This is a genomic window from Actinomadura sp. 3N407 (genome assembly GCF_052245875.1).
Lineage (GTDB): Bacteria > Actinomycetota > Actinomycetes > Streptosporangiales > Streptosporangiaceae > Spirillospora.
In genome coordinates this window covers 159,740-185,963 of the sequence record NZ_JBQQBP010000002.1, presented here as the reverse complement: position 1 = coordinate 185,963, position 26,224 = coordinate 159,740, and the positions used below count along the sequence as shown (strand labels likewise).

At 71.7% G+C, this 26,224-nt stretch carries 24 protein-coding genes; 17 read left to right on the top strand and 7 right to left on the bottom strand.

What is annotated here, in order from left to right; all coding sequences use genetic code 11:
• Positions 1-20: 20 nt before the first annotated feature.
• The gene (locus tag ACTWPP_RS04935; RefSeq protein WP_443102870.1) at positions 21-1,265 is read right to left on the bottom strand and encodes an MFS transporter; all 1,245 of its coding nucleotides are present in this window, start codon (positions 1,263-1,265) and stop codon (positions 21-23) included.
• 104 nt (positions 1,266-1,369) lie between these two features.
• Between ACTWPP_RS04935 and ACTWPP_RS04930 the strand changes: the two genes are divergently transcribed.
• From ACTWPP_RS04930 to ACTWPP_RS04880, 11 genes are all read left to right on the top strand, one after another.
• Positions 1,370-1,723 (top strand): DUF488 domain-containing protein, encoded by a 354-nt coding sequence (locus tag ACTWPP_RS04930; protein ID WP_443102869.1) that lies wholly within the window; start codon positions 1,370-1,372, stop codon positions 1,721-1,723.
• 292 nt (positions 1,724-2,015) lie between these two features.
• Positions 2,016-2,669 (top strand): DUF4360 domain-containing protein, encoded by a 654-nt coding sequence (locus ACTWPP_RS04925; protein ID WP_443102868.1) that lies wholly within the window; start codon positions 2,016-2,018, stop codon positions 2,667-2,669.
• 13 nt (positions 2,670-2,682) lie between these two features.
• Positions 2,683-3,336, top strand: a complete 654-nt coding sequence (locus ACTWPP_RS04920; protein ID WP_443102867.1) for a DUF4360 domain-containing protein — start codon at positions 2,683-2,685, stop codon at positions 3,334-3,336.
• A gap of 180 nt (positions 3,337-3,516) precedes the next feature.
• Positions 3,517-4,893: an NADP-specific glutamate dehydrogenase gene (gene gdhA / locus ACTWPP_RS04915; protein ID WP_443102866.1), complete on the top strand. Its 1,377-nt coding sequence runs from the start codon at positions 3,517-3,519 to the stop codon at positions 4,891-4,893.
• 518 nt (positions 4,894-5,411) lie between these two features.
• Positions 5,412-7,076, top strand: coding sequence for a thiamine pyrophosphate-binding protein (locus ACTWPP_RS04910; RefSeq protein WP_443102865.1), 1,665 nt, complete (start codon positions 5,412-5,414; stop codon positions 7,074-7,076).
• An 8-nt stretch (positions 7,077-7,084) separates the two neighbouring features.
• Entirely contained in the window at positions 7,085-7,630 is a 546-nt protein-coding gene (locus ACTWPP_RS04905) for an HD domain-containing protein (protein WP_443102864.1), read from the top strand.
• 36 nt (positions 7,631-7,666) lie between these two features.
• Positions 7,667-8,866, top strand: a complete 1,200-nt coding sequence (locus tag ACTWPP_RS04900; RefSeq protein WP_443102863.1) for a zinc-dependent alcohol dehydrogenase — start codon at positions 7,667-7,669, stop codon at positions 8,864-8,866.
• 11 nt (positions 8,867-8,877) lie between these two features.
• Positions 8,878-10,104: an ABC transporter substrate-binding protein gene (locus ACTWPP_RS04895; protein ID WP_443102862.1), complete on the top strand. Its 1,227-nt coding sequence runs from the start codon at positions 8,878-8,880 to the stop codon at positions 10,102-10,104.
• Positions 10,105-10,119: 15 nt separating this feature from the next.
• Positions 10,120-10,917 (top strand): class II aldolase/adducin family protein, encoded by a 798-nt coding sequence (locus ACTWPP_RS04890; RefSeq protein WP_443102861.1) that lies wholly within the window; start codon positions 10,120-10,122, stop codon positions 10,915-10,917.
• The gene (locus tag ACTWPP_RS04885; protein ID WP_443102860.1) at positions 10,914-12,179 is read left to right on the top strand and encodes an amidohydrolase family protein; all 1,266 of its coding nucleotides are present in this window, start codon (positions 10,914-10,916) and stop codon (positions 12,177-12,179) included. The genes ACTWPP_RS04890 and ACTWPP_RS04885 overlap by 4 nt, the downstream gene beginning before the upstream one ends.
• 35 nt (positions 12,180-12,214) lie before the next feature.
• Complete coding sequence (locus ACTWPP_RS04880) at positions 12,215-12,541, top strand: hypothetical protein (RefSeq protein ID WP_443102859.1); 327 nt, start codon at positions 12,215-12,217, stop codon at positions 12,539-12,541.
• A 7-nt stretch (positions 12,542-12,548) separates the two neighbouring features.
• Here the strand turns inward: ACTWPP_RS04880 and ACTWPP_RS04875 are convergent, their stop codons facing one another.
• Both ACTWPP_RS04875 and ACTWPP_RS04870 read right to left on the bottom strand, forming a co-directional pair.
• Positions 12,549-13,283, bottom strand: a complete 735-nt coding sequence (locus ACTWPP_RS04875) for a FadR/GntR family transcriptional regulator (RefSeq protein WP_443102858.1) — start codon at positions 13,281-13,283, stop codon at positions 12,549-12,551.
• 110 nt (positions 13,284-13,393) lie between these two features.
• Positions 13,394-15,004 (bottom strand): class I adenylate-forming enzyme family protein, encoded by a 1,611-nt coding sequence (locus ACTWPP_RS04870; protein WP_443102857.1) that lies wholly within the window; start codon positions 15,002-15,004, stop codon positions 13,394-13,396.
• A 122-nt stretch (positions 15,005-15,126) separates the two neighbouring features.
• Here ACTWPP_RS04870 and ACTWPP_RS04865 point away from each other — a divergent pair, with 122 nt between their 5' ends.
• From ACTWPP_RS04865 to ACTWPP_RS04840, 6 genes are read left to right on the top strand one after another with little or no spacing between them, the layout of a single operon-like run.
• A complete protein-coding gene (locus ACTWPP_RS04865) occupies positions 15,127-15,999 on the top strand; it encodes a branched-chain amino acid ABC transporter permease (RefSeq protein ID WP_443102856.1) in 873 nt (290 codons plus the stop codon).
• Between the two features lie 52 nt (positions 16,000-16,051).
• Positions 16,052-17,116 (top strand): branched-chain amino acid ABC transporter permease, encoded by a 1,065-nt coding sequence (locus ACTWPP_RS04860; protein ID WP_443102855.1) that lies wholly within the window; start codon positions 16,052-16,054, stop codon positions 17,114-17,116.
• Positions 17,113-17,898 (top strand): ABC transporter ATP-binding protein, encoded by a 786-nt coding sequence (locus tag ACTWPP_RS04855; RefSeq protein WP_443102854.1) that lies wholly within the window; start codon positions 17,113-17,115, stop codon positions 17,896-17,898. Before ACTWPP_RS04860 ends, ACTWPP_RS04855 begins: the two co-directional genes overlap by 4 nt.
• 25 nt (positions 17,899-17,923) lie before the next feature.
• Positions 17,924-18,658 carry an ABC transporter ATP-binding protein gene (locus ACTWPP_RS04850; RefSeq protein WP_443102853.1) on the top strand — a complete coding sequence of 245 codons (735 nt, stop codon included), beginning with the start codon at positions 17,924-17,926 and terminating at the stop codon, positions 18,656-18,658.
• Positions 18,659-18,706: 48 nt separating this feature from the next.
• The gene (locus ACTWPP_RS04845; RefSeq protein ID WP_443102852.1) at positions 18,707-19,528 is read left to right on the top strand and encodes a FadR/GntR family transcriptional regulator; all 822 of its coding nucleotides are present in this window, start codon (positions 18,707-18,709) and stop codon (positions 19,526-19,528) included.
• Positions 19,529-19,570: 42 nt separating this feature from the next.
• Complete coding sequence (locus tag ACTWPP_RS04840; RefSeq protein WP_443102851.1) at positions 19,571-21,151, top strand: family 20 glycosylhydrolase; 1,581 nt, start codon at positions 19,571-19,573, stop codon at positions 21,149-21,151.
• Here the strand turns inward: ACTWPP_RS04840 and ACTWPP_RS04835 are convergent.
• The 4 genes from ACTWPP_RS04835 to ACTWPP_RS04820 are packed head-to-tail and all read right to left on the bottom strand — an operon-like array spanning position 21,148 to position 26,199.
• Positions 21,148-21,984, bottom strand: a complete 837-nt coding sequence (locus ACTWPP_RS04835) for an ATP-binding cassette domain-containing protein (protein ID WP_443102850.1) — start codon at positions 21,982-21,984, stop codon at positions 21,148-21,150. The two genes, ACTWPP_RS04840 and ACTWPP_RS04835, sit on opposite strands and share 4 nt — an antisense overlap.
• Complete coding sequence (locus ACTWPP_RS04830; protein ID WP_443102849.1) at positions 21,981-23,735, bottom strand: dipeptide/oligopeptide/nickel ABC transporter permease/ATP-binding protein; 1,755 nt, start codon at positions 23,733-23,735, stop codon at positions 21,981-21,983. Before ACTWPP_RS04830 ends, ACTWPP_RS04835 begins: the two co-directional genes overlap by 4 nt.
• Positions 23,732-24,673: an ABC transporter permease gene (locus ACTWPP_RS04825; protein WP_443102848.1), complete on the bottom strand. Its 942-nt coding sequence runs from the start codon at positions 24,671-24,673 to the stop codon at positions 23,732-23,734. Before ACTWPP_RS04825 ends, ACTWPP_RS04830 begins: the two co-directional genes overlap by 4 nt.
• Positions 24,673-26,199, bottom strand: coding sequence for an ABC transporter substrate-binding protein (locus ACTWPP_RS04820; protein ID WP_443102847.1), 1,527 nt, complete (start codon positions 26,197-26,199; stop codon positions 24,673-24,675). The genes ACTWPP_RS04825 and ACTWPP_RS04820 overlap by 1 nt, the downstream gene beginning before the upstream one ends.
• Positions 26,200-26,224: the final 25 nt, after the last annotated feature.

The following is a 26,224-nucleotide window of genomic DNA, read 5'->3' as shown; positions in this document are numbered from 1 at the left end:
ACGCCCGGCCGCCGACCGGCTCAGCCGTTCGCCGCCACCTCCACCGGGGGCTGCCCGGCGCTCTCCGGCACCCTGGAGGTTCTGCGCATCAGCAGCGGGACGCACAGGAAGATGGACGTCCCCATGACGATGAAGTACGGCGTGGTCCCGGCGTCCAGCAGGAAGCCGCCGGCGAACGGGCCGAGGAAGAACCCGAGCTGGCGCACCTCCGACAGGCCGAAGTAGGCGCCCTTGTGCTCGTCGGACGCCATCTCGTGGACGGCCATGTCCGGCATCGGCAGCAGGACGCCCTCGCCGATCGTCCAGAAGACGATCCCGGCGTACAGCCATGCCGCCCCCCAGGGGGCCGCCCAGAAGCACGCGTACGCGACCGTGAAGTTCACCGCGCCCAGCGTGATCATGGTGTTGCGGCCGAGCTTGCCCGACATCCGGTCGATCGGCACCTGGAAGGCCAGCGCGAGGACGGCGTTGGCGATGAACAGCACGGCGAAGTAGGCCTCGGTGCTGTCGCCGTACTGGCCCTTCATGTACAGGGGGATCATCGACTCCAGCTGGGAGAAGACGAAGAAGACCACGATCCCGCCGGCGACGACCGCGAGCAGCCGCCGGTCCCGGAGCACCGCCCCGGCCGACTCCCGGGCGGACGGGGAGGACGCGGCGCCGTCGCCCGCCGGTGGCCGGAGCGCCACCAGATCACGGTTCCGCACCAGCACCAGGACCAGGTAGGACGCGTAGAACACGGCCGGGACGGCGAAGAACGCCACCGGGCCGACGTGGTAGAGCGCGCCGCCGATCGCGGGACCGCCGATGGCGCCCGCGCACAGCGTCATGTACCGCACCCGGAACATGCGGCCCTCGTCGTCCGCCGCGTGCGACAGCAGCTTCTTCGCGCCCGGCTCCACCATCAGCCGCGCCCCGCCCAGCAGCAGGAACAGCACGATGATCGCCGCGGCGCCGCGGACCGAGGCCAGCAGCCCGTACACGGCGACGTAGCACACCAGCCCGGCCCGCATGAGCGGGACCGCGCCGAGCCGGTCGACGATCATCCCGCCGAGCAGCCCCCCCAACGCGGCGGTGAGCGCGACGGCCCCGACCACGGCGCCGACCGCGGGCTTGCCCAGGCCCGTGTGCTCGCTCAGGTACAGCGGCGCGAACGGCATCGCCGCGAAGAAGGCGAGCGAGTTGAGCAGCGCGCCCCCTTCGAGCAGCCGCTGCGTCGGGGTGAGCCGCCACAGCGGCACCCGCGCCTTGCCCGCGTCCGCCACGCTCGGGACCTTAGACGCCGGCACCGACAAACCCCCGGGGCCGGTGGTGTCCGGCAGGCCGGCGGTGGTGGGACGTGTGGGTATAGACGGGGCTGGGAGGAGACATGGAGGTACGACTGCGCCGGGTGTACGACCCGGTCTCGTCCGGCGACGGCCGGCGGATCCTGGTTGACCGGGTGTGGCCGCGGGGTCTGTCGAAGGAGAAGGCGCGCCTGGACGAGTGGGAGAAGGACGTCGCCCCGTCCACCGAGCTTCGCAAGTGGTACGGCCACGACGTCGACCGGTTCGGCGAGTTCACTCGCCGCTACGAGGCCGAACTGGACGACCCCGAGCGTGCGGCCGCCCTCGACCGCCTGCGGGAGTTCGCGGGTCAGGGGCCCGTCACCCTGCTGACCGCGACCAAGGACATCGACCACAGCCAGGCCGCCGTCCTGGCGTCCCGCCTGCGCGGCGGCTAGGGCCGGGCGGCCGTACGCCCGGCGGTGTCCGTCCCCCGGCCCGCCGCCCCTCTACCAGACGGGGCGGGCCGGAGGACGTCTTCTACGCGTTCTGTACGCAGCCATTGAAATTGGCGGAGCGCTTAATGGAACGCTCCTTTCAAAATGCATGGCGTTGGAAATTCCAAATTGCCTGCTCGGGGCGCCGTCAAGGCATCTTGCATTCTTTTCCACTGTTGAAAAGTCCTGATTGACCGCTCTGATCTGCGAAGTTTACGCTCCCTTTGCGCAGGCTCCAGCGAGGAGGAATCGCATGCGTAAAGGGATCGCCATTTCCGCTGCCGCCGCACTGGCCCTGGCCGCCGTTACAGCGGCACCGGCCTCCGCCTCCGGCTCGTTCCGGGTTCCCGGACCCGACGGGGTCACGATCGAGATCGCGACCGTCAACGGGTCCGGCTGCCCGGAGGGGACGGCCGCCGTCGCCGTGTCGGACGACAAGGAGGCGTTCACCGTCACCTACAGCGACTACATGGCCGTGACGGGGGGTTCCTCCAGTCCGACGGAGTTCCGCAAGAACTGCCAGATCAACATGAAGGTGCACGTCCCGCAGGGGTTCACCTACGCCATCGCGTCCGCGGACTACCGGGGGTTCGCCTTCCTGCAGCCCGGCGCCACCGCCATGGAGAAGGCGAGCTACTACTTCCAGGGCATGCCGCAGACGTCCGCCATCAGCCACACGCTGGAGGGCGAGTACGCCGACAACTGGCAGTTCACGGACGAGAACGATGTGGCGCAGCTCGTCTTCAAGCCGTGCGGTGAAGAACGCAACTTCAACATCAACACCGAGCTCCGGGTCCTCAGAGGCACCTCGGATCCGTCGAAGACCAGCTTCATTTCGATGGACTCCACCGACGGCTCCATCAAGACCACCTACCACTTCGCCTGGAAGACATGCCCCCCGCTGTAAAAGGAGAAAACCGATGCGCAAACTGACCGCGTCGGCGGCCGGCCTCGCCGCCCTGGCGCTGCCGCTGTCGGCGACCCCCGCCGCGTCCGCCGCCGCGAGCGACTCCCCGCCGCCGGACCGGATCGTCATCGACGTGCTCACCGTGAACGGGTCCGGCTGTGCCGCGGGGACGGCCGCGGTCGCCTCGGCGAGCGACAACACCGCGTTCACCGTCACCTACAGTGACTACCTCGCCCAGACCGGCGGGAACTCCGACCCGACGGACTTCCGCAAGAACTGCCAGATCAACCTGCGCGTCCACGTCCCCCAGGGGTTCACGTACGCGATCGCCGGCGCGGACTACCGCGGCTTCGCTCACCTGCAGGCGGGCGCGTCCGGCATGGAACAGGCCAGCTACTACCACCAGGGCCTGTCGGACACGACGTCGGTCGGCCACACGATCAAGGGAAGCTTCTCTGACAACTGGCAGTTCTCCGACCGGACCGACGTCACCGAGCTCGTCTACAAGCCCTGCGGCGAGGACCGGAACTTCAACATCAACACGGAGCTGCGCGTGTACAGGGGCAGCTCGGACCCGTCGAAGACCAGCTTCATGGCGTTCGACTCCGCCGACGGCAGCGTCAAGACCACCTACCACTTCGCGTGGAAGAAGTGCCCCGCCCGCTGACCTACCGTCCCGCCGGGCCGCGCTCTCACCCAGGGAGGGCGCGGCCCGGTTCTGTCCGTCCGCGTCCCGGGAGGACCCCCGGATCCGCGGCCGCAGCGGCCCGGACCTGCGAAGGGGCCCGTCACAGGCGGTGAGGAACACGATTTAGAGTGGAGGGGACTTCGAGGAAGGGATCTACACATGCCGTTGGCCCCCCGCCTGCCGGCCCCACCCGAGACGTTGTCGGCCCTGGAGGAGACCTATGACAGGGTGCTGCGCCGTGACCCGGGCGAGGCGGAGTTCCATCAGGCCGTCCACGAGGTGCTGGAGACCCTCGGGCCGGTGCTGGCGGCGCGCCCCGGCCTGGCCGCCGCCAAGCTGGTGGAGCGCCTCGTCGAGCCGGAACGCCAGATCATGTTCCGGGTGCCGTGGCAGGACGACCAGGGCCGCGTCCAGGTCAACCGCGGCTTCCGCGTCGAGTACAACGGCGCGCTCGGCCCCTACAAGGGCGGTCTCCGTTTCCACCCGACCGTGAACCTCGGCATCGTGAAGTTCCTCGGTTTCGAGCAGGTCTTCAAGAACGCGCTGACCGGGCTCGGCATCGGCGGCGGCAAGGGCGGCAGCGACTTCGACCCGCACGGACGCTCGGACGAGGAGGTCATGCGGTTCTGCCAGTCGTTCATGACCGAGCTGTACCGGCACGTCGGCGAGCACACCGACGTCCCCGCCGGTGACATCGGCGTCGGGACCCGCGAGATCGGCTACCTGTTCGGCCAGTACCGCCGCGTCACCAACCGGTGGGAGGCGGGGATGCTCACCGGCAAGGGCATGCTGTGGGGCGGGTCCGCGGGCCGGACGGAGGCGACCGGCTACGGCAACGTGCTGTTCACGGCCGAGATGCTGCGGCGGCGCGGCGAGGACCTGGACGGCCAGCAGATCGCGGTGTCCGGCTCCGGGAACGTCGCGATCTACACGGTCGAGAAGGCGCAGCAGCTCGGTGCCAACGTGGTCACCGTGTCCGACTCCGCCGGCTACGTGCTGGACGAGAAGGGCATCGACCTCGATCTCCTCAAGCACGTCAAGGAGGTCGACCGGGGCCGCGTGTCCGACTACGCCGACCTGCGCGGCGCCGCGGCCCGGTATGTACCCGGCGGCTGTGTATGGGACGTCCCCGCCGACATCGCGCTGCCGTCCGCGACGCAGAACGAGCTGGACGCCGACGCGGCGATGACCCTCGTCCGCAACGGCGTGAAGGCCGTCTCGGAGGGGGCGAACATGCCGACGACGCCCGAGGCCGTCCACATCTTCCAGAAGGCCGAAGTCGCGTTCGGGCCGGGCAAGGCCGCCAACGCCGGCGGTGTCGCGGTCAGCGCGCTGGAGATGCGCCAGAACGCGGCCCGCGCGTCGTGGACGTTCTCCCGCGTCGAGGAGGAACTGGCCGGGATCATGATCGGCATCCACGACATCTGCTACGAGACCGCGGAACGCTACGGCGCCCCCGGCGACTACGTCGTCGGCGCCAACATCGCGGGCTTCGAACGCGTCGCCGACGCGATGCTCGCCCAGGGCCTCATCTAGCCCGGACGGAACGGCCGCCTTCAACGGCGAGGGCGCCGCCCCCGTCCTTCCCACCGGAGCGACCACGCTCCACCGCAAGATCCCCCGCCACTCGGCGAAACTGGACACTGACCGAACGTCCACCGGCCCAAGCCCAAGATCACCTCTGATCGCGATCCGCCGCAATGCGCCTCCTTGAACCGCGACTCTGATTTCGCGGTCGCGCCGCCGGGCGCCGGGCGGGGGGAACTGCGCACGGTCGCCATGAGGGTTCACCGTTCTGAAGACGTCCGCGCCCCAGTACTTTCTCGTCCCCGGACGCAGCTCGCCGGGCGACGTTTTCTCCGCATCGAGCGCCACCTGCCGCGCAGCGGCCACGCACTCCATCGCAGTGAACGAGGTCCGGCCGCAGTGCGCGCGGGGTGCTTCAGCCATGTCCGCGGCTCTCAGCCGGACGGGTTCCGTGCGACGAACCCTTGACTGATGTCTTTCTTTTATAAGATAGTCCCTACCAATGCGGTGTGCGTTGGGAGGCGCGGATGCGAGTGGCCGAGGCGGTGGCGGGGACGCTCGCCGCGCACGGGGTGACGTGCCTGTTCGGGGTCCTCGGCGACGGGAACCTGCCGATCCTGGACGTGCTGGTCCATGAGCACGGCGCGGAGTACGTCGCCGCGGCGCGGGAGGACGGTGCCGTCCTGATGGCGGACGGGTACGCCCGCGCCGGGGGACGGCTCGGCGTCGCGACCGTCACGCACGGCCCGGCGCTCACCAACGCGGTCACCGCCCTGACCGAGGCCGCGCGGGCCGGGACGCCGATGCTGCTCGTCGCCGCCGACACGCCACCGGGAGACCGCCGGAACCCGCAGGACATCGACCAGGAGGACGTCGTCCGGCCGACCGGGGCGGGCGTGCAGTGGGTGCGTTCGGCGGAGTCCGCGGTGGGGGACGTGGTGCTCGCCGTCCGGCGGGCGTTCACCGAGCGGCGGCCGATCGTCCTGAACGTCCCGACCCCGCTGCTGGCCCTCGCCGCCGGGGACGGGCCCGGAACGTTCCGGGAAGACCGCACGCCGGCGCCGACGCCGCGGGCCGAGGAGGTCGCGCGGGTCGCGGAGGCGCTCGCGCGGGCGGAGCGGCCGGTCATCGTGGCCGGGCGCGGCGCCGTCGCCGCGAAGGACGCGCTGGTCGCGTTGGGCGAGCGGGCGGGCGCGCTGCTGGCCACGACGCTGAAGGCCAAGGGCCTCTTCGCCGGTGAGCCGTTCGACGTGGGCGTGTGCGGGGGCTTCGCCACGAAGATCGGGCGGGAGCTGATCAGGGGCTCCGACCTGCTGCTCGCGGTGGGCGCCGGACTGAACTCGTTCACCGTCGACGGCGGCCGGATGCTCGCCGGCGACCCGGTGATCGTGCACAACGACGTCCGGCCGGAGGTCTTCGGCGCCTGGGTGCCCGCCGACCTGCGGATACTCGGGGACGCCGGGGCTTTCGCGACCATGCTCGCCGAGACGGCCGCACCGAAGACCGGGTGGCGGACGGACGAGACGGCGCGGCGGCTCGCCGCCTCCTCCTACGAGTCCGAGTACCCCGATGGCAGCGACGAGACGGGCCTCGACCCGCACACGGTGGTGGCCGCGCTCGACCGGATCGTCCCGCGTGAGCGGACGCTGGTGGTCGAGGGCGGGCACGCCGCGCTGTCGGAGCCGTGCCGGGGCCTGTCGGTGCCCGACCCGCCGGGGTTCGTGTTCCCCGTCAACTTCGGGTCGATCGGGCTGGGGCTCGCCTCGGCGATCGGCGCGGCGACCGCCCGGCCCGACCGGGTGACCCTCGCCGTGACCGGCGACGGAGCGCTGATGATGAACCTCGCCGAACTGGACACGGCGGTGCGGCGGGAGCTGCGGCTCGTGGTCGTCGTCATGAACGACGGGGCGTTCGGCTACGAGTACCACAACATGCTGCACCGGGGCATGGACACCGGGCTGTCGCTGATCCCGCGCCCCGACTTCGCGGCGGTGGCCCGCGCGTTCGGCGCGGAGGCCGTGACCGTCCGGACGCCCGGTGAGCTGGACGACCTCAAGGGACTGATCGCCGACCCGTCCGGGCCGGTGCTCGTCGACACGCGGCTGACCCGGGCGGTCCGGACGCGCTGGTTCGCCGAGCACGAGAACGGGCTCGACCCCGCGGAGCCGGACTTCCGGCCGCGTTACCGGTAAGGAGGCACATGTTCACCCGAATGGACGAGGGCACCCGCGAGGAGTGGATGCACATCCGCCGCGAGACCCTCAGGACGCAGGACGAGGCGCCCGACCGGGTGCTGCCGATGGTGGCCGCGCTGTCGTCGTTCAGCGACGGGTTCGCGGTCGACCAGCTCCAGCACTCGCTGCAGACCGCCGCGCACGCCGAGGCGGCGGGCGCGGGCGACGAGATGGTGGTCGCGGCGCTGTGCCACGACATGGGCAAGGTGATCTCCACGGCCAACCACGCGGCGGTCGCCGCCGAGATCCTGCGGCCGTACGTGTGCGAGGAGATCTACCGGGTCGTCCATGCCCACCAGACGTTCGAGGCGGCGCACTACGGCCACCACTTCGGCTGGGACCCGGCCGAGCGGGAGGCGTTCAGGGACGAGCCCTGGTACGCCGAGGCCCTCCGGTTCGCCGACGAGTGGGACCAGGTCGCCTTCGACCCCGGCTTCGACACCCCGCCGCTGGAGCACTTCGCGCCGCGCGTCCGGCGGGTGTTCGGCGGCATCAGGACGATCACCAAGTGAGCGGGGCGGGCACCGGATGAGCAGGGCGGGCACCGGATGAGCGGGGCGGGCACGGCCAACGCCGTCCTCCAGCGTTCCCCGGGTCGCCTCGACCTGGTGGAGCTGCCGCTCCCGGACATCGGGCCGGACGAGGCGCTCCTGCGCGTCGAGGCGTGCGGGATCTGCGGGACGGACGTGGAGCAGTACGGCGGAGCGCTGTTCGACTCCATCGGCCCCACCTCGCCGTTCGTCCCGGGGCATGAGCCGGTGGGCCGGATCGCGGCGATCGGCGCGCGGGCGGCGCGGCGCTGGCGGCTCGCGGAGGGCGACCGGGTCGTGGTCGAGCCGGCGCTGCCGTGCGGCGCGTGCCGCGACTGCCGGACGGGCCGGTACGTGCTGTGCGCCGGATGGGACCACTATCCGATGAGCTACGGGTTCATCCCCGCCAAGATCCCGCCCGCGCTGTGGGGCGGGTTCGCCGACCTCATGTACCTGCACCCCAACTCGGTCGTGCACCGGGTGCCGGACACCGTGGACCCGGTGGTCGCCGCGACGTTCAACGCGCTGGCCGCCGGGGTCGAGTGGGGCGTGGAGGTGCCCGGCACCCGCGCGGGCGACTGCGTGGTCGTGCTCGGCGCCGGGCAGCGGGGCCTCGCCTGCGTGCCGGCGGCGCGGGCGGCGGGCGCCGACCCCGTGATCGTCACCGGGCTGGCGGCCGACCGGCACAAGCTCGACCTGGCGCTCGACCTCGGCGCGACCGCCGTCGTGGTGGCGGGCGAAGGGGACGGGGCCGGGGACGGCGGTGTGCCGGCGAAGGTCCTGGAGCTGACCGGCGGCACCCCGGCCGACGTGGTGATCGACGTCGCGTCCCACGACCCGACCACCGTGCTGGACGCCATGCGGATCGTCCGGCCCGGCGGGACGGTCATCCTCGCCGGGCTCAAGGGCGGGAAGCCCGTGCCCGGCTGGGTCAGCGACGACGTCGTCATCAAGGGGCTGCGCGTCCAGGGCGTCCGCGCCGTCGGGCACACCTCGTTCCGGCGGGCCGTCGCGCTGATCGAGGCGGGCGGCCGCCCGCTGCACCGCCTCGTCACGCACACCTTCGCCCTCCAGGACGCGGCGGAGGCCATCGAGACGCTCGCCGGAAACCGTCCGGGCACCGCCCCGGTCAGCGTCGTCATCACCCCCGACCCCGACTCCATCACCCCCGGAACCATCACCCCGAACACCGTCCCCCCGACTCCCACCCATCCCTAGGAGGGACCCCCATGGCAAGAATCGCCCCGAGGCCCGGCGGCAGGGCGGGCAAGGCGACCGTCCTGCTCGCGGCGGCGCTGCCCGCGCTCTCGCTCACGGCGTGCGCGTCCGGCTCCGGATCGGCGCAGGCCGACGAGAACACCATCGTCATCGGGATGGACGAGGACCTCTCCGGCGGCGCGGCCGCGTACGCCGGGATCGTCGGCGACACCATCAAGGACGCGGTCGCGCAGATCAACGACAAGGGCGGCATCGGCGGCAAGAAGCTCAAGCTGGTCGTCAAGAGCGACGACAACGACGCGACGAAGGCGCCGACCGTCGTCCGGCAGCTGATCAGCGAGGGCGCGCAGGCCATCGTCATGAACTCCGGCGGGCAGTCCGTCCTGCAGGTCCAGACGCTGCTCAAGCAGCAGAAGGTGCCCGCGATCGCGCCGGTGAACATCACCCCCGGCATCGGGGACGGCCCCGAGGGCGCCTACGCGTACTCGCTCGCCAACCCGACCGAGGACTTCGGCAAGGTCTACGCCCAGGCGTTCAAGCAGGCCGGGTACAAGCGGCTCGCCCTGCTCAAGGACGACAGCGCGTCCATCGCCGGGATGGAGAAGGCGCTGATGACGCCGATCCGCGACGCCGGTATCGAGGTCGTCGCGAACGAGACGGCCCCGGTGGACGCCAGCGACGTCACCGCGCAGATCACCAAGATCAAGCAGGCGAGGCCGGACGCGATGCTCGTCGCCGCGCTCGGCGGCCAGATGGAGGTGCTCGTCCACAACACCGCGTACCAGCTCATCCCCGACATGGACCGCTTCTCGCTCGCGTCGATCGGCAACCAGCCCCAGCTGTGGAAGCAGGCGAAGCCGGGGGCGCTGGACGGGCTCGTCTTCGTCGGGTCCACCACCGAGGAGAACGAGCAGACCGTCGCGCTGAAGAAGTTCCTGACGAGCAAGCGCGGCGAGGACTTCGAGATCACCGCCTTCGACGCGCAGGCGTACGACGCGATCGGGATGCTCGCCAAGGCGATCGAGAAGGCCGGGCCGGAGGTGGACGGTGAGGCCATCAACAAGGGACTGGAGCAGGTGTCCGGCTACCCGGCCTCGTTCGGCCAGAAGGGTTACACGCTGTCGTTCAAGCCCGGCAAGCACAGCGGCACCGACGGGCTGTGCGGCCTGATCCTCATGCAGTTCGAGAACAGCGAACCGGGCCGTCAGTGGCCCGTTTACCAGCCGGCCTGTGGCTGACAGAAAGGAGGGGCCGTGACAACGGACGTCGAGCGCACGCCCGCGCCGAACCCGGTCGCGGGGGGCGCCGCCGAGTGGACGCCCCAGGTGATGCCGCCGATCGGGAGGGACCTCGGCGACCGGCAGAAGCTCGCGTGCTCGTTCCGGATCCTGGGCCGCTCCGGCTTCACCGAGAACATCGCGGGCCACATCACCGCCCGGGTGGACGGCACCGAGGAGCTGTGGATCAACCCGTGGGGACTGTGGTGGGAGGAGATCACCGCGTCCGACATCTGCCGGGTGTCGCCGGACGCGGAGGTCCTGGAAGGCAAATGGGACGTCACGCCCGCCATCCACATCCACACCGAGCTGCACCGCCGCCGACCCGACGTGCGGGTCGTGGTGCACAACCACCCGTACCACGCGACCGTCCTGGCCGCGCTCGGCGTGCTGCCCGAGTTCCTGCACCAGACCGGGTCGATGTTCGACGGCGACCTGGCGTTCGTGGACGAGTACACGGGCGAGGTCGCCACGGCCGACCTCGGCGCCGACCTCGCCGACCGGATCGGTGACAAGTCGGTGGTGCTGCTCGCCAACCACGGCGTGATCGTGACCGGCCCGTCGGTGGAGGAGGCGACCTACCGGGCCGCGACCCTCGACCGGCAGTGCCGGCTGATGTACGACGTGCTGGTCTCCGGGCGGGATCACACCCTCGTGGCGCCTAGCCTGCGACGAAGCATGAAGGCGTCGCTCCTGGAACGCGGAACCGACTTCTTCTGGAACGGCGCGGTCCGCGCGCTGCTCCGCGACCACCCGGAGGTGGTGGACTCATGAGCATCAACCTGGACGACCTCGCGGCCGACACCGGCTTCACCACCGGAGGCAAGGGCGCCGAGGGCCCCACGTGGCTGCCCGAGCCCGAGCCCCGCGAACGCGCCTACACCGTGATCTCCGTGGACGACCACATCGTCGAGCCGCCGCACACCTTCGAGGGGCGGCTGCCGGCCAAGTTCGCCGACCGTGCCCCGAAGGTCGTGGAGAAGGACGGCGGCGCGGAGGTGTGGGTCTACGACGGCAACGACTTCCCGAACGTCGGGTTCAACGCGGTCGTCGGGCGGCCGGTGTCGGAGTACAGCTTCGAGCCGTCCCGGTTCGACGAGATGCGGCGCGGCGCGTGGGACATCCACCACCGCATCAAGGACATGGACCTCGGCGGGATCTACGCGTCGCTGAACTTCCCGTCGTTCCTGCCGGGGTTCGCGGGGCAGCGGCTCCAGCTCACCACGTCCGACACCGAGCTGGCGCTCGCCTCCGTCCGCGCCTGGAACGACTGGCATCTGGAGGAGTGGGCCGGAACCTACCCGGACCGGATCATCCCCTGCCAGATCCCGTGGCTGCTCGACCCGGAGCTCGGCGCCGAGGAGATCCGCCGCAACGCCGAGCGCGGATTCAAGGCGGTGACGTTCTCGGAGGCGCCGCAGAAGCTCGGGCTGCCGTCCCTGCACACCGGGTACTGGGACCCGGTCATGCGGGCCTGCGCGGAGACCGGGACGGTCGTCAACCTGCACATCGGGTCGTCCGGGACGTCACCCGCCACCGCCGACGACGCACCGCCGGACACGGTCGGCGTGCTGTTCTTCGGGTACGCGATGTTCGCCGCCGTGGACTGGCTGTACTCGATGCTGCCCGTCCGCTTCCCCGACCTGAAGATCTGCCTGAGCGAGGGCGGCATCGGCTGGGTCGCCGGGCTGATGGACCGGCTCGACCACATGCTCAGCTACCACGACATGTACGGGACGTGGACGCCCGACATCGGCCTCACCCCGGCGGAGGTGCTCAAGCGCAACTTCTGGTTCTGCGCCGTGGAGGACCAGTCGTCGTTCGTGCAGCGCGACCGCATCGGCGTGGAGAACATCCTGCTGGAGAGCGACTACCCGCACTGCGACTCGACGTGGCCGGACACCCAGGCCGTCATCGAGTCGGAGATCGGCGGGCTTCCCGAGGCGGACGTGCGCCGCTTCACCTGGCAGAACGCCGCCGAGCTGTACCGGCATCCCGTCCCGGCCGAGGTCCAGGCCGACCCGAACGCGTTCTGACCGGGAGACCACCATGACGATCATGCGCTCGCCGGGTGCCGGTGCCTCCGGGGACCACGACCGGTTCATGGCGGGCCAGAACGCCGCCGACCCCGCGGTGCGGGGCGCCGCCCGACGACCTGCTCACCGGCCTCCTCACCGCCGAGCACGAGGGGCGCCGGTTCACCCGGCGCCGTCACCTGTCGTCCGGCGTCGGCCGGTACCTGTGCCCGGGCGCGGCGCTGGCGCGGCGGGAGGCGCGGATCTCGCTGAAGCTGCTCGGCGGGCGCCTACCCGGCCTCCGCCTGGCCGGCGAGCCGACACGCGTCGACTCGTTCATGATGTGGGGCCCGTCCGCCCTCCCCATCGCCTGGTCGGCGTAGGTGCCGGTCAGCCGAGGACGTGGCACTGGGCCGCGGTGAGGTGACGCCGCGCGGCGCGTTCGGCGCCCGCGGCGTCACCGGCCGCGATCAGCTTGATCAGCCGGTGGTGCGCGGTCATGCCCTGGGCGCGCTGGTCGATTCCGGGGAACTCGCCGCGTCCGGCGGCGCTGCCCGCCCATTCCTCCTCGGCGGCGGTCCAGAGCCGTTCGAGCGCGCCGACGGCCACCGCCATGGCGGCGTTCCCGCAGCCGAACACCAGCTGGGCGTGGAACCCGCGGGCGGCGCGGGTGAAGCCGAGCGGGTCGTCCAGGTGCGCCTCCACGTCGCGCTGTGCCGCCTCCAGCGCCGGGACGACGCTGGTGGCCCGGTCGGGGCGTTCGGCGCACAGGCCCGCGCACACCGGCTCCAGCCGCACCAGCGCGACGGCGATGTCGTCCGGCGCGGAGTGGCGGGTCCGCAGCACCAGGTCGATGGCCTGCGCCGCCGTCTCGGTGCGCGGGACGTGCACGATCGCGCCGCCCTTGTTGCCGCGCAGGACGGTGATGAGCCCCTCCGACTCCAGGATGCGCAGCGCCTCCCGCATGGACGGCTTGCTGACCCCGAACTCGGCGAGCAGGTCGTCCTGCGGACCGATGAGCTCGCCGTCGGCCAGCTCGCCGCTGACGATCCGCTCGCGCAGGACGGAGGCGACCATGTCGGCGAGGCGGGGCTGGCGAATGCGCGCCGGGCGCGTTCCCTCCACCGGTCTCCCGTCATGAGTGAGATGAACTTAACCAGACCGTTAACATCTAAATCTTAGCACCTGCAAAGGAGAGACACGGGACGGCGGCCCCGCGCCCATCCCGTGGCCGTTCAGCGTGCGACGCGGCGCCGGACGTCATCGCGCAACTCGCCCTTGGCGACCTTCCCGCCGGACGAGCGGGGCAGATCGTCCACGACGATGAGCCGTTCGGGATGCCACTCGCGCGAGACGCCGCGTCCGGTCAGGTGCGCCGTGAGATCGTCCAGCGTGAGCGACGCGCCCGGACGCAGCTCGGCGTAGACGCAGACGCGCTCGCCGAACACCTCGTCCGGCATCGCGACGGCCGCCGCGAGCGCGACCGCCGGATGGGTGCAGACCTCCTCCTCCACGGCGGCGGCGCTGATGTTCTTGCCGCCCCGGATGATCAGGTCGCTGAGCCGTCCCACCACGCGCAGGTAACCCTCGTCGTCGATCTCCACGAGGTCGGCCATGAGCATCCAGCCGTCCGTGGTGAACAGAGCCTCGTCGGCCTTCGGGTCGTCGTAGTAGCCGGGGCAGGTCGCGGGCCCCTTGCAGCCCGGCTGCCCGGGACGGCCGCCGCCCGTGATGTCGGAGCCGTCGGCCGGGTCGAACAGCCGCACCCGCATCTCCGGGATGATCCGCCCGGCGGTGCGCAGCCGGTGCTCACGGGTGTCGTCCAGGCTGGTGTGGCTGAGCGCGCCCGTCTCGTTCGAGCCGTAGAACTGCAGGACCTTCGCGCCCGTCGCGTCCTCGAACCGCGCCGCCCGGTCGTAGGGGACGGCCTCGCCGCCGGTGAACATGCAGCGCAGCGAGGTCAGGTCGCGCTCCCGCTCGGCCTGCGCGTTCAGCAGCATGATGAACTGCGTGCTCACGCAGTGCAGGACGCTCACCCGGTGCCGCTCGATCAGGTCGAGCGCCGCGTGCGCGTCGAACCGCTCCATCAGGACCGTGGGGACGCCGAGCGCGGCGGGGGAGAAGTGCGCCGTCCACAGCCCGAACCCGAACGGGGACGGAACCGCGCCCATGAACACGTCGGACGGGTCCAGCGCGCCCGCGCGGCGGGCCAGCTCGTGGAAGTAGAACCAGCGGTTCTGTGTGTGCGGTACGCATTTGGGCAGCCCGGTCGTGCCCGACGTCGAGTTCAGCATGGAGAAGTCGTCCGGGCCGAGCGCGCGTCCGGTGATGTCGGCGTCTCGCGCGCCGGCGGGGACGCCGAGGCGGTCGACGACGACGTGGTGGACGAGGTCGACGCCGTCCGCGCGCAGCTCGTCCACCAGGGCGGCGGACGGTCCGCCGCGATGGTCCGCGAGGGTGACGAGGGCCCGTGAGCCGGTCCGTCCCAGCAGGTGGCGCAGCTCGCGGCGGCCCGCCCGCGCCCCCACGCCGACCAGGATCAGCCCGGCCTTCTCCGCGGCCACGGCCGCGACATGCCAGGCCGGGCCGTCCGGAAGCAGAGTCGCGACACGCTCGCCCGGCGCCAGGCCCAGTGCGGCCAGGTGGCGCGCCAGCGTCGTCGAGTTCTCCGCGTACCGCGACCAGGTGAGCGTCTCGCCGGGGGTCACGTAGGCGGCGTCGCCGGGACGCTCCGCGGCGTGCCGCCGGACGTGGTCGGCGACGGTCTCCGCCCCCCACCAGCCCGCGGCCCGGTACGCCGCGACGGTCGCCTCTTCGAAGGGGCCGGTCGCGAAAGGACTGGTCACAGATGCCTCCCCGGGTTCGCACGCTGCCCCGAAGTTAGCAGCGTCGTGAGCATTGTCATAGCTTTCTTTTAAACATAAGATCCCACAGACGCGGCCGGCAGAACACGGCCGGAAGGAGCGTGATGTCAGCGCAACTGTGGGTCTCGGTCGTCCATGTCGGGTGCTTCTTCGGGCTGGTGGCCCTCGGCTACTACCTCGTCCTCGAAGGAGCCGACTTCTTCAACTTCGCGCTCGGCCCGTTCGCGATGTTCTCCGGCCTGACGGCCTCGTGGCTGATGGTCAAGCAGGGCTGGCCGCTCGGGTTCGCCGCCGTGCTCGGCATCGCGATCGCCGGGGTGCTCGCGGTGGTCACCGAGATCGCGCTCGTCCGGCCGATCGACGCGCGCACGGGCGGCGGTGAACTGCCGTCCCTCATCGCGGTGGTCGCGGTGCTGTTCGCGGTCGAGCAGCTCGCCGGCACCCTGTTCGGACGGCAGCTCATGCCGGGCCGGTCATGGCTGCCCGGCACGTCCCTCGACCTCGGCGTGGTCACCATCGACGGGCAGACGCTCGTGCTCGTCGCCTGCACGCTCGTCTCGTTCACCGGCGTGTGGCTGTGGATGCGCAAGTCCAAGTACGGCCGGATCCTGCGCGCGGTCGGCAGCAACCGGGAGGCGGCGCGCACCCTCGGGATGCCGGTCGGGCGGGTGCGGCTGGTCGCGTTCGGGCTCGCCGGCCTCGTCGTGGGCCTGGCGGGGCAGCTGTTCTCGGCCAAGGCGGGGGTGAGCTTCCAGTCCGGGTTCGGCTGGGCGCTCTCGGGCTTCCTCGCCATGGTCATCGGCGGCACCGGTTCGGTGTGGGCGCCGCTGGCCGGCGGGCTGCTGCTCGCACTCGCCCAGACCTTCGTCCCCTACTACCTGGGCAGCGCGTCGCTCGACTACGCCGTCCTGGCCGTCGCGATCCTGTTCTTCGCGCTGCGTCCCAGCGGCTTGTTCGTGCGGAAGGTCCGAATATGAGCGCGGCGAACCGGGGGGTGTGGGGGGGCGTCCCCCCACAGGAGGAGAGAATATGAGCGAAGCGACGCAGAAGGGGCCCGCGGGCGTCGGGTCGTTCGGGTGGGTCCGGTCGGCGGAGACGGGCCGCATTCTCGGCACGTTCGCGCTGACCCTGTGCGTGATCGCGTGGGCGGGCGGCGACCTGTTCAAGCAGGACCTGGCGCTCCTCGGCGCCACCTACGCGCTGCTGGCGCTCGGCATGTACATGCCGTTCAACCTGGCCGGTGCGCTCTCGCTCGCCTACAGCGCCTACGTGGCGATCGGCGGGTACGCGGTCGGGCTCGTCGCGACGAAGACCGGCTGGCCGCTGCCGGTCGCCTACCTGCTCGGCGCGGTCGCGTCCGCGCTGCTGGCCGTCGTGCTCGGGTTCGCGACGCGGCGGCTGTCGGGCTTCTACCTGGCGGCGGTGACGCTGCTGTTCGGCATGGCGTTCCAGAGCTTCCTCCTGGACGCCGAGAGCATCACCGGCGGGGCGCTCGGCATCGGCTCCATCCGTCCGCTCACCCTGTTCGGAAACGAGCTGGACCGGCAGACGTTCATCGCCCTCACCCTGCTGGTCGTGTGGATCGTCGCGGTGGCGGTGGACCGGATCCGCCGGTCGCCGTTCGGGGTCGCGCTGCAGAGCTCCCGGGACGTCCCGGCCGCCGTGGAGGCCGCCGGGATCGGCGTCCCCACGCTCCGGCTGACCGTCCTCGGGGCCGGCGCGGCGATCGCGTCGCTCGGCGGCGGCCTGTTCACCACCGCCAATCTGGCGATCGGCCCGGACACGTTCACACTCCACCTGATCATGCTGGCGATCTTCATGCCGCTGCTGGGCGGGCAGGGGTCGGCATGGGGACCTGTGCTCGGCGCGGTTCTGGTCGTCGAGCTGACCTTCAACCTGCAGATCTTCGAGCGCGCCGGATCGCTGATCTTCGGCGTGGCGGTGCTGGCCGTGCTGCTGATCGCGCCGGGCGGCATCCTCGGCTACACCGGGCGGGGCGCGCGATGGCTGCGCGGACTCCTCGCCCGCGAGGGCGAAGCACCCGAGGGCGGGGCGCCCAAGGACGAAGCACCGGCGGGAGGAGCACGGCGATGACCGAGACCGTTCTGCTGGAGGGCACCGGGCTCCGCAAGAGCTACGGCGGTGTCCACGCGGTCGACGACGTGTCGCTGCGCCTGTCGGCCGGGGAGGTCCTCGGCCTGATCGGCCCAAACGGCGCCGGGAAGACGACACTCGTCGACCTGCTCGACGGCGCGCAGCCCGCCGACGGGGGGAGCCTGTCCATCCGGGGCCGCAGGCTCACCGGCCCGCCGTCGCGCCGCGCCCGCGCCGGCCTCGCCCGGACGTTCCAGCACCCGCACCTGGCGCTGGACCTCACCGTCCGCGAGAACATCCTGCTCGGCGCCGCGGCGCCGAAGCTCGCCGGAATCGGCGGGCTGATCGGCGGGCTGGTCGCGGGCGCGTTCCGTCCCGCCGGGGCCCGCTTCGACGCCACCCTGCACCGTGTCGCCGCCGCCCTGGAGATCGGCGATCTGGGCCGCCGCTGCGGCGACCTCACGCTCGGCGAGCAACGGCTCGTCGAGGTCGCCCGCGCGCTCGCCCAGGAACCGTCCGTGCTGCTGCTGGACGAGCCGTTCGCCGGCGCCGACTCGGCCGGCATCGCGGCGATCTCCGACGCGGTGCGCGCGGTCCGGGCCGAGGGCTGCGGGATCATCCTGGTCGACCACAACGTGGACATCGTCGCGTCCCTCGTCGACCGGATCATGCTGCTGCGCTCCGGCACGGTCGTCTTCGACGGCGATCCCGCCGAATGCCTGGCCAGCCCAGAGATGCAGGACGTCTACTTCGGAACCGGCGGTGAGAACGTTGTCGCGTAAATCCAGGGACGCGCATGAGCTCACGGTGAGCGGGCTGTCCGTCCGGTACGGCGAGTCCGTGGCCGTGGCGGACGCCTCGCTCACCTTCACGGGCGGAGCGGTCACCGGCGTCGTCGGCCCCAACGGCGCGGGGAAGTCCAGCCTGCTCCTCGCCGCGTACGGGTCCGTCGCGTCGACCGGCCGCGTCACCCTGGACGGCGAGGACATCGGCGGGCTGAGCGCCGCCCGCCGCGCCGGCCGCGGGCTCGCGCTCGTCCCGCAGGGCAGGCAGATCTTCCCGAGGCTGACCGTCCGGGAGAACCTCCAGGTCATGGTGGACACGCTCGGCCTGCCCGCCGGCGAGGTCGAGGCGGCGCTCGACCGTTTCCCCGTCCTGCGGGAGCGGGCACGGGCGCTCGCGGGAGTCCTCAGCGGCGGCGAGCAGCAGATGCTGGCGGTGTCCCGCGCCCTCATGGGCTCCCCGAAGGCGCTGCTGCTGGACGAGATGTCCACCGGCCTGGCGCCCCTCATCGTCGCCGAGCTGATGGACACCGCTCGCCGGCTCGCCGACGAGGGCACCGCCGTGGTGGTCGTCGAGCCGTCCATCGGGGCCATCCGGGACCGTCTCGACCGCGGCTATGTGCTGCTGCGCGGCCAGGCGTCCGACCCCGTCGACGGGGGCCGCGACCTGGACGCCGCGTATCAGCGCGCGATGGGCGTCACGGCCTCCGGGAGGCCCGAGGACGCGGCGCGCGCCGTCTCGCCGCAGGGGGGAAGATGAGATGCGGGTGATGGCCGGAACAACGACAGCCGAGAGGAAACGGACACGGTGGAGGACACGGGTGCCCCGGAACCGCGTGCGCAGATGCGCCAGCCGCGGGTGGCGGACCTGCTCGCCGACACGCTGCGGGCACGGATCCTGAGAGGCGAGTTGCCCGATGGGAGCCTGCTGCCCAAGCAGTCCGATCTGCTGGAGGAGTTCGGGGTCAGCAAGCTCGCCGCCCGGGAGGCGCTGCGGATCCTGGAGACCGAGGGCCTGATCACCGTCCGGCGCGGTAACACCGGCGGGTCGGTCGTGCACGCGCCGAAGCGCGACAGCGTCGCCTACATGCTCGCGCTCGTCCTGGAGTCGAGGCAGGCCGCGCTGCCGGACGTGGGGTTCGCGCTCCAGCAGATAGAGCCGTTCTGCGCCTCACTCTGCGCGCAGCGTCCCGACCGGCACACGGCCGTCGTGCCCGCGTTGCGCCGCGCCCACGAGAGCCTCGTGGACGCCGTCGAGACCGGTGACGAGAAGCGCGCGACGCCGGCGTCCCGCGAGTTCCACGAGGCGATCGTCCGGCTCTGCGGCAACGAGACGCTGTTCGTCGTGGCTGGTGCCCTGGAGACCCTGTGGACGGCGCAGGAGAGGGACTGGTCCGAGCACGCCACCCGTGCGGGCTTCTTCCCCGAGCCGGCGCTGCGCCGCCGGGCCCTGGACGAGCACGCTCAGGCGCTCGCCCTCATCGAGGAGGGCGACGCCGACGGCGTGGCCCGTCTGCTGCGCGACCACCTGCGGATCGCGCAGAAGTACCCGATGACGGGTGTCGGCGAGGACCACCGCGTCCAGGCCACTCTGCTGCGTCCCCTGGTCCAGCCGGCCGACCACGTCTGACTCACCGCGGCACCATTGCTTACCACGTGGTAGAAAATGGGGGTGAGTGAAACCGCCGCCCTCGTGCCCCTTCCTCAGCGAGTGACGCCGGCCGGAGACGCGCCGTTGCGGCTCGGCCCGCGGCCCCGTGTCGCCGTACCGTCCGAGAGCCTGCGAGGGCTGGGCGAGGTCGTCGTCGGCCTGCTGCGGACGCTGCACGGCGTGGACCCGGTTCTGCGCGTCGGCGGCGAGGGCGACCTGACGCTGCTGCTGACGCAGGACCCGCCGGTCGCGGACATCGTGCGCGTCCAGGGCATCGACCCGCTGGACGAGGGCGACGACGGACGCGAACTGTACGAGCTGGACGTCCGTGAGCAAGGCGCCACCGTGACCGCGTCTTCGCCCGAGGGGCTGTTCCGAGGCGCGACCACGTTCGCGCAGCTTCTCGAACCGGACCGCACGGGCGGCGGCGCCGTCCCCGCGACGCTGATCGCGGACGGCCCGGCCATGGCGTGGCGCGGGCTGTCACTGGACGTCGTCCGCCGGTTCTTCACCGTCGAGCAGGTGAAGAAGGTCATCGACGTGCTGGCCCTCTACAAGTTCAACGTCCTGCACCTGCACCTGTCCGACAGCCAGGCGTGGCGCCTGGAGATCTCACGGTGGCCGCGGCTGACCGGCGACGCCGCGCGGCCGTTCTACACGCGGGACGACTACCGGGAGATCGTCGCGTACGCGGCGGCGCGGTTCGTCACCGTCGTCCCCGAGCTGGACATGCCCGGTCACGTGCTGGCGGCCGTCCGCGCCTATCCCGAGCTGCAGGGCGATGCGGAGCCCCCGCACAGGTACCTCGCCTACCTCGACCCGCGCGCCGAGGTGACGTTCCGGTTCGTCCAGGACGTTCTCCAGGAGGTCGCCGCCCTCACACCCGGCCCGTATCTGCACCTCGGCGGCGACGAGGCGTTCGGCATGCCGGAAGAGCTGTTCACGGCGTTCGTCGTCCGCGCCCTGGAGATCGCGCGCGGCACCGGGAAGAATGTCGTGGGCTGGCAGGAGATCGCCAGGTCGGGTGCGCTGACCTCAGCGGACGTGGCGCAGGCGTGGATCGGGGCCGGTGACGAGTTCGACCTCGAAGCGGCCCGGGAGAAGACACCGTCCGAATACCATCCGCTGCTGGACATCGTCGCGGAGACGTTCGCCCGTTCGGTGCACGACGTCCCGGCCGCGGTCGCCTCGGGTGCCCCGGTCCTCGCCTCGGCCAGCAGCGTCATGTACCTCGACCGCCAGTACGCCGAGGAGTCCCGGCTCGCCGGGCAGACCGCCCGGCGGACGGAGGTCGGGCACGACTCCTACGAGCCGCGCACCTGTCGCGAGCTGTTCGGCTGGTCGCCGACGGCGCTGACGGAGATCCCGGACGCGGCGCGGCTCGCCGGGGTGGAGGCCGCCGTCTGGTGCGAGACCGTCGCGGGGTTCGACGACCTCACGTTCCTCCTGCTGCCCCGGCTGGCGGGCATCGCGGAGAAGGCGTGGACTCCGTCCCGCACGGACTGGGACGGCTACCGCGCCCGCGTGGCCGGGCACGGCGACTGGTGGAGCCGCCTCGGCCTCGACGGCTACTACCGCTCCGCGGACGTGTTCGAGCCCTAGGACTCCGTCCCGGGGGCCGCCGTTCTGTGGGACGCCGTCGCGTGGGACGCCGCCGCCATCAGGGCCTGCGTGTAGGCGTGCCGTGGCCGCGACGTCACCTCCGCCGCGTCGCCCGTCTCCACGATCCGGCCCTCGTGGACGACGGCGACCCGGTGGCTCACGACCCGGATCACCGACAGGTCGTGGGAGATGAACAGGTAGGCGACGCCCGTCTGCTCCTGCAGTTCCAGGAGCAGTTCCAGGACGGTCTTCTGCGTGGTGAGGTCGAGCGCCGACACCGGCTCGTCGCACACGATCAGCTTCGGCCCGATCGCGAGCGCGCGGGCGATGGCCACGCGCTGGCGCTGCCCGCCGGAGAACTCGCGCGGCAGCCGCCCGGCGGCGTCGGACGGCAGCCGGACACGGTCGAGCAGATCCCCGACGCGGCGGCGCGCGTCCGCCCTGCCGCGCCCCTGTGCCAGCAGCGGTTCGGACAGCGTGTCACCGATGGTCAGCGACGGGTTCAGCGACGTGTAGGGGTCCTGGAAGACGACCTGGAGGTCCCTGCTGAGCTCGCGGCGCCGCCCGGCCGCCGCCCGCTCGACGCGCTCCCCCGCGAACGTGATCGCGCCCGACCGGACGGGGGCGAGCCCGAGGATCGCCCGGCCGATCGTCGTCTTGCCCGACCCCGACCCGCCGACCAGGCCGAGGGTCTCCCCGGGACGGACGCCCAGGGAGACGCCGCGCAGCACCTCGTTGCGCGGGGCGCGCCGGCCCTTCCCAGGGAAGGAGACCCGCAGGTCCTCGACCGTCAGCAGCTCATCGTTCACGTTCACCGTCGCGTTCACGTTCACGCCTTCTCGCCTTTCAACGACGCGCCTTCCGCGGCCTCCGCCGGACGCCAGGGCTCCCGTGCCGGCATGTCGTCCAGGACGGCGTCGAGCAGCCGCCGGGTGGGGGACTCGCGGGGGTCGCGGAGGACCCGCGCCGCCGGGCCGGTCTCGACGACGCGCCCGCCGTGCATCACGGCCACGCGGTCGCACACGTCCGCGACGATGCCGAGGTCGTGGGTGACCAGCAGGACGCCGAGGCCCCGTTCCCGCTGCAGCCGCTTCAGCAGGCCGAGCACCTCCGCCTGCACCATGACGTCGAGGGCGGTGGTCGGCTCGTCCGCGATGAGCAGCCGCGGGTCGCACGACATCGCCCCCGCGATGAGCACGCGCTGCGCCATGCCCCCGGAGATCTCGTGCGGGTACGAGCCGAACGTCCGCCCCGGGTCGTCGATCTCCACCGTGCGCAGCAGGCCGAGGGCTCGCTCACGCGCCTCGGCCTTGGAGATGCCGAGCTTGTAGCGCATCGGCTCCACGAGCTGGCTCCCGATGGTGAAGGACGGGTCGAGGTTGCTCATCGGCTCCTGCGGGACGTAGGCGATGACACCGCCGCGCAGCGCGCGATGCTCCCGCTCGGGCAGGCCGACGACCTCCCGTCCGTCCACGATGACGCTGCCGCCGCTCACATGGCCGCCCTCGGGCAGGATCCCCAGGATCGAGAACGCCGCCTGCGTCTTGCCGGAACCCGACTCCCCGACCAGCCCGACGATCTCTCCCTCCCGCACGTCGAGGTCCACGCCGTGCACGACCTCCTTGGCGGTGCCGTCGGCCTGGGCGTACGCGACCGACAGGCCGCGCACGGACAGCAGAGCGGTCCCGGTCGCGTCGGCACCGGGCGGGGCGACGGCGGTCCTGGGACGGGGGCGCCGGGACGGGGACGTCCCGCGGTCCTCCAGCGCGTCCCGCAGCGCACCGGCGAGCAGCACCAGCGACGCGCTGGTGAGGCCCAGCGCGAGCCCCGGCCACACGATCATGGTGGGGGCGCGCTGCATGTTCTGGAACGCCTCGTTGAGCATCGCGCCCCAGGTCGGGGTGTCGCCGCTGCCGATGCCGAGGAACTCCAGCCCCGCCTGCAGCCCGATCGCCAGCCCGGCGACGAGCGCGGTCTGGATGATGATCGGGGCGCGCACCACGATCAGCACGTGCCGGGCCACGATCCGCAGGTCGGTCAGACCCGACACGCGCGCCGCGTCCACGTACAGCTCGCCCCGCACCCCGGCGACGATGCCGCGCACCAGCCGGAAGAAGCTCGGCGCGACGAGCACGCCGAGGACGATCATCAGCACCCACACCGTCGAGCCGAGGATCGCGCGGGACGCCAGCAGCACCACCATCGCCGGCAGCGCCATGACGAGGTTGACCGTCCAGTTCGCCGCCGCGTCGAACCGTCCGCCCCGGTAGCCCGCCAGCAGCCCGGACGGGACGCCGATGCCGAGGGCGACGAGCAGGGCGATGACCGCGCCGCCGAGGGTGTTGCGGCCGCCGTGCAGCAGGCGCGACAGGACGTCGCGTCCCGCCGAGTCGAAGCCGAGCGGATGCCCGGCGCCGGGACCGGCGAACGAGTCGCTCAGGTCGGCGGCGCCCGGGTCCTGCGGGCTGAGGGCGGGCGCGAAGATCACCGCCAGGGTGATGGCCAGCAGCACGACCCCGGAGATCACGCCGAGCGGGTTCCGCAGGAGCCGCCGGACGGCCCCCGACCGCCGGGTTCCGCTCATGTGAGTCTCGCCTTCGGGTTGAGCCAGCCGATCAGGACGTCCACGAGGAGGTTGACCGCGATCACGCCGATCACGGTGACCATGACCAGCGCCATGATCACGGGGATGTCGCCGCGGGTGGTGTAGGTGACGGTCATGCTGCCGATGCCCGGCAGCCCGAAGATCTGCTCCACCAGCACGGCGCCGCCGAGCAGGCCGACGAACTGCATGCCGAGGACGGTCAGCGCGGGCGCCGCCGCGTTGCGCAGCACGTGCCGGAACAGGATCCGGGACGGCGGCAGCCCGCGCGCCCGCAGCGTCCGGACGTAGTCCTGCCGGAGGACGTCGATCACCGCGCCGCGGACCTGCTGGGAGACCCCGGCGACGCCCGCGATCGACAGCGACGCGATCGGCAGCGTGACCGTGGACAGCCAGCCGGACGGCGACTCGGTCAGACCGGTGTAGCCGATGGCGGGGAACCAGCGCAGCCGCACCGCGAACACCACGACGATGATCAGCGTGACCAGGAAGCCCGGCAGCGCGTACCCGACGACGCCGAGGATCTGCACGAACCGGTCGACGGGGCCGCGCCGGACGCCCGCCCACACGCCCAGCAGCAGCGACAGCACGGCCGTGACGAGCGTGACGCCGACCATCAGGCTGACGGTGACCGGCAGCCGGGTGGAGATCGCCTGGACCACGTTCTCGCCGGTGAACCACGACGTCCCGAAGTCGCCGCGGACGGCGTGCGCCAGCCAGTCGGCGTACTGGACGAGCACGGTGCGGTCCAGCCCGAGTTCGGCGTTCTTGGCGTCGACGAGGTCCTGGGACGCCTGGCCGCCGAGGAGCTGGCGTCCCACGTCGTTGTCCGGGATCGACAGCAGCAGGTAGGCCAGGAAGGAGATCACGAACAGGAGCACCGCTCCCGACGCGGACCTGCGGAGAACGAAGCCCGGCATCAGGCCGGCGCGTAGTTGTAGATGGACGGGACGGCCATCCCCGCCTGCGGCTTGATCTTCACGCTCCCGTCCGACACGTGCAGGTACGACATCCGGTAGAACGGCACGAACCAGGCGTCCTCGACGAGGTGCTCGTTGAGCGCCCGCAGGTCCGCCTGCGCCTTGTCGGCCGACGTCGCCTGGATCTTGGGCAGCAGCTTCTGCACCGTGGCGTCGGTCGTGCCGAACATGTTGCCGATCCCGGGCAGGACCAGCCCGCCGATGGTGACCCAGTCGTTGGAGGACTGGCCGACGTTCATCACCATCGCGGAGTACTCGCGTTCGGTGTAGATCCGCTTGACCTGCGACGGGTCGATGACGTCCCAGACCACCTCGACGCCGATGGCCCCGAGGTCGGTCTTCAGCGAGGCGGCCAGCGCGTCGGGGACGATCGCCGTGATGCGCGGCAGCTTGAGGGTGAACCCGTCCGCGTACCCGGCCTGCTCGAGCAGGTCGCGGGCCTTGGCCTGGTCGTGCGCGTAGTAGGTGTCGAGGCGCTTGTCGTAGGCCGCGGTCTGGGTGCCGAAGACCTGGTCGGTGAGCTCGCCGCGGCCCTGGCGGAGCTTGTCCAGCATCGTCTTGCGGTCGATCGCGTGGTTCAGCGCCTGCCGGACGCGGGGGTCGCCGAGCGCGGGCGTGATCTTGCCGTCGCGGTCGAAGAGCAGCAGGCCCTGGAAGTCGAACTCCTGCTTGGTCGCCTCGACCTTCGGGTCCGACTCGATCCGCAGCTGCTGATCGGCGGCCTGGAGCAGCGCGGCGTTGATCTGCCCCGTCTTGATCCCGTTGACGATCGCGGTCTCGTTGTTGAAGTACCGGAACGTGACCTCGTTGTAGGGCAGGCGGGCGCCCCAGTAGTCCGGGGCCCGCTTGTAGACCCACTTGGTGCCGATGGCCGTCCGCCCCGGGTCGAGGTCGTAGGGGCCTGTGCCGTCCGGCCTGGTCTTCAGCGGGTCGCCGGACTTGCCGAAGCCGGCGGGATTGGCCATCAGCCCGGCCGCGTCGCTGAGGTAGTGCAGCATCGCGGGGTTGGGCTGGGCGAGGTTCAGGGTCAGGTGCGTCTTGTCGACCACCTCGATCGATTCGACGTCCTGGAGCGTCTTGGCGGAGGCCCCCGTCCCCTTGGCGAAGCGCTCCATGTTCGCCTTCACCGCCGCCGCGTCGAACGGCGAGCCGTCGTCGAACTTCACGTCGCCGCGCAGCGTGAGCGTCAGTTCGGTGCGGTCGCTGTTGTACTCCCACTTGGTGGCGAGCATCGGGTTGAACGACCCGTCCGCCTCGCGCTTGACCAGCGTGTCGTACACCGCCTGGAAGAACGGCAGCGCGCTGCCGGTCGCATCCGCAGGGTCGAGGCTCTGCGGAAGGGTCAGGGTGGCGATGGTGAGGTTCGCCGACGCTCCGGTCTCGCCGCCGGAGTCGGCGCATCCCGCCAGGGCGGTCGCGGTGACGCAGGCCGCGAGGAGGGCGGTGCCCCTTGTGATCTTCTTCATTCCGGCGAGCATACAGATGGAACTA

What these genes read in the sequence shown, in the direction of transcription:
- ACTWPP_RS04930 (WP_443102869.1), top strand. Translation starts at nt 1,370, where the DNA reads ATGGAGGTACGACTGCGCCGGGTGTACGACCCGGTCTCGTCCGGCGAC.
- ACTWPP_RS04925 (WP_443102868.1), top strand. Translation starts at nt 2,016, where the DNA reads ATGCGTAAAGGGATCGCCATTTCCGCTGCCGCCGCACTGGCCCTGGCC.
- ACTWPP_RS04920 (WP_443102867.1), top strand. Translation starts at nt 2,683, where the DNA reads ATGCGCAAACTGACCGCGTCGGCGGCCGGCCTCGCCGCCCTGGCGCTG.
- gdhA (WP_443102866.1), top strand. Translation starts at nt 3,517, where the DNA reads ATGCCGTTGGCCCCCCGCCTGCCGGCCCCACCCGAGACGTTGTCGGCC.
- ACTWPP_RS04910 (WP_443102865.1), top strand. Translation starts at nt 5,412, where the DNA reads ATGCGAGTGGCCGAGGCGGTGGCGGGGACGCTCGCCGCGCACGGGGTG.
- ACTWPP_RS04905 (WP_443102864.1), top strand. Translation starts at nt 7,085, where the DNA reads ATGTTCACCCGAATGGACGAGGGCACCCGCGAGGAGTGGATGCACATC.
- ACTWPP_RS04900 (WP_443102863.1), top strand. Translation starts at nt 7,667, where the DNA reads ATGAGCGGGGCGGGCACGGCCAACGCCGTCCTCCAGCGTTCCCCGGGT.
- ACTWPP_RS04895 (WP_443102862.1), top strand. Translation starts at nt 8,878, where the DNA reads ATGGCAAGAATCGCCCCGAGGCCCGGCGGCAGGGCGGGCAAGGCGACC.
- ACTWPP_RS04885 (WP_443102860.1), top strand. Translation starts at nt 10,914, where the DNA reads ATGAGCATCAACCTGGACGACCTCGCGGCCGACACCGGCTTCACCACC.
- ACTWPP_RS04865 (WP_443102856.1), top strand. Translation starts at nt 15,127, where the DNA reads ATGTCAGCGCAACTGTGGGTCTCGGTCGTCCATGTCGGGTGCTTCTTC.
- ACTWPP_RS04860 (WP_443102855.1), top strand. Translation starts at nt 16,052, where the DNA reads ATGAGCGAAGCGACGCAGAAGGGGCCCGCGGGCGTCGGGTCGTTCGGG.
- ACTWPP_RS04855 (WP_443102854.1), top strand. Translation starts at nt 17,113, where the DNA reads ATGACCGAGACCGTTCTGCTGGAGGGCACCGGGCTCCGCAAGAGCTAC.
- ACTWPP_RS04830 (WP_443102849.1), bottom strand. Translation starts at nt 23,735, where the DNA reads ATGAGCGGAACCCGGCGGTCGGGGGCCGTCCGGCGGCTCCTGCGGAAC.
- ACTWPP_RS04825 (WP_443102848.1), bottom strand. Translation starts at nt 24,673, where the DNA reads ATGCCGGGCTTCGTTCTCCGCAGGTCCGCGTCGGGAGCGGTGCTCCTG.
- ACTWPP_RS04820 (WP_443102847.1), bottom strand. Translation starts at nt 26,199, where the DNA reads ATGAAGAAGATCACAAGGGGCACCGCCCTCCTCGCGGCCTGCGTCACC.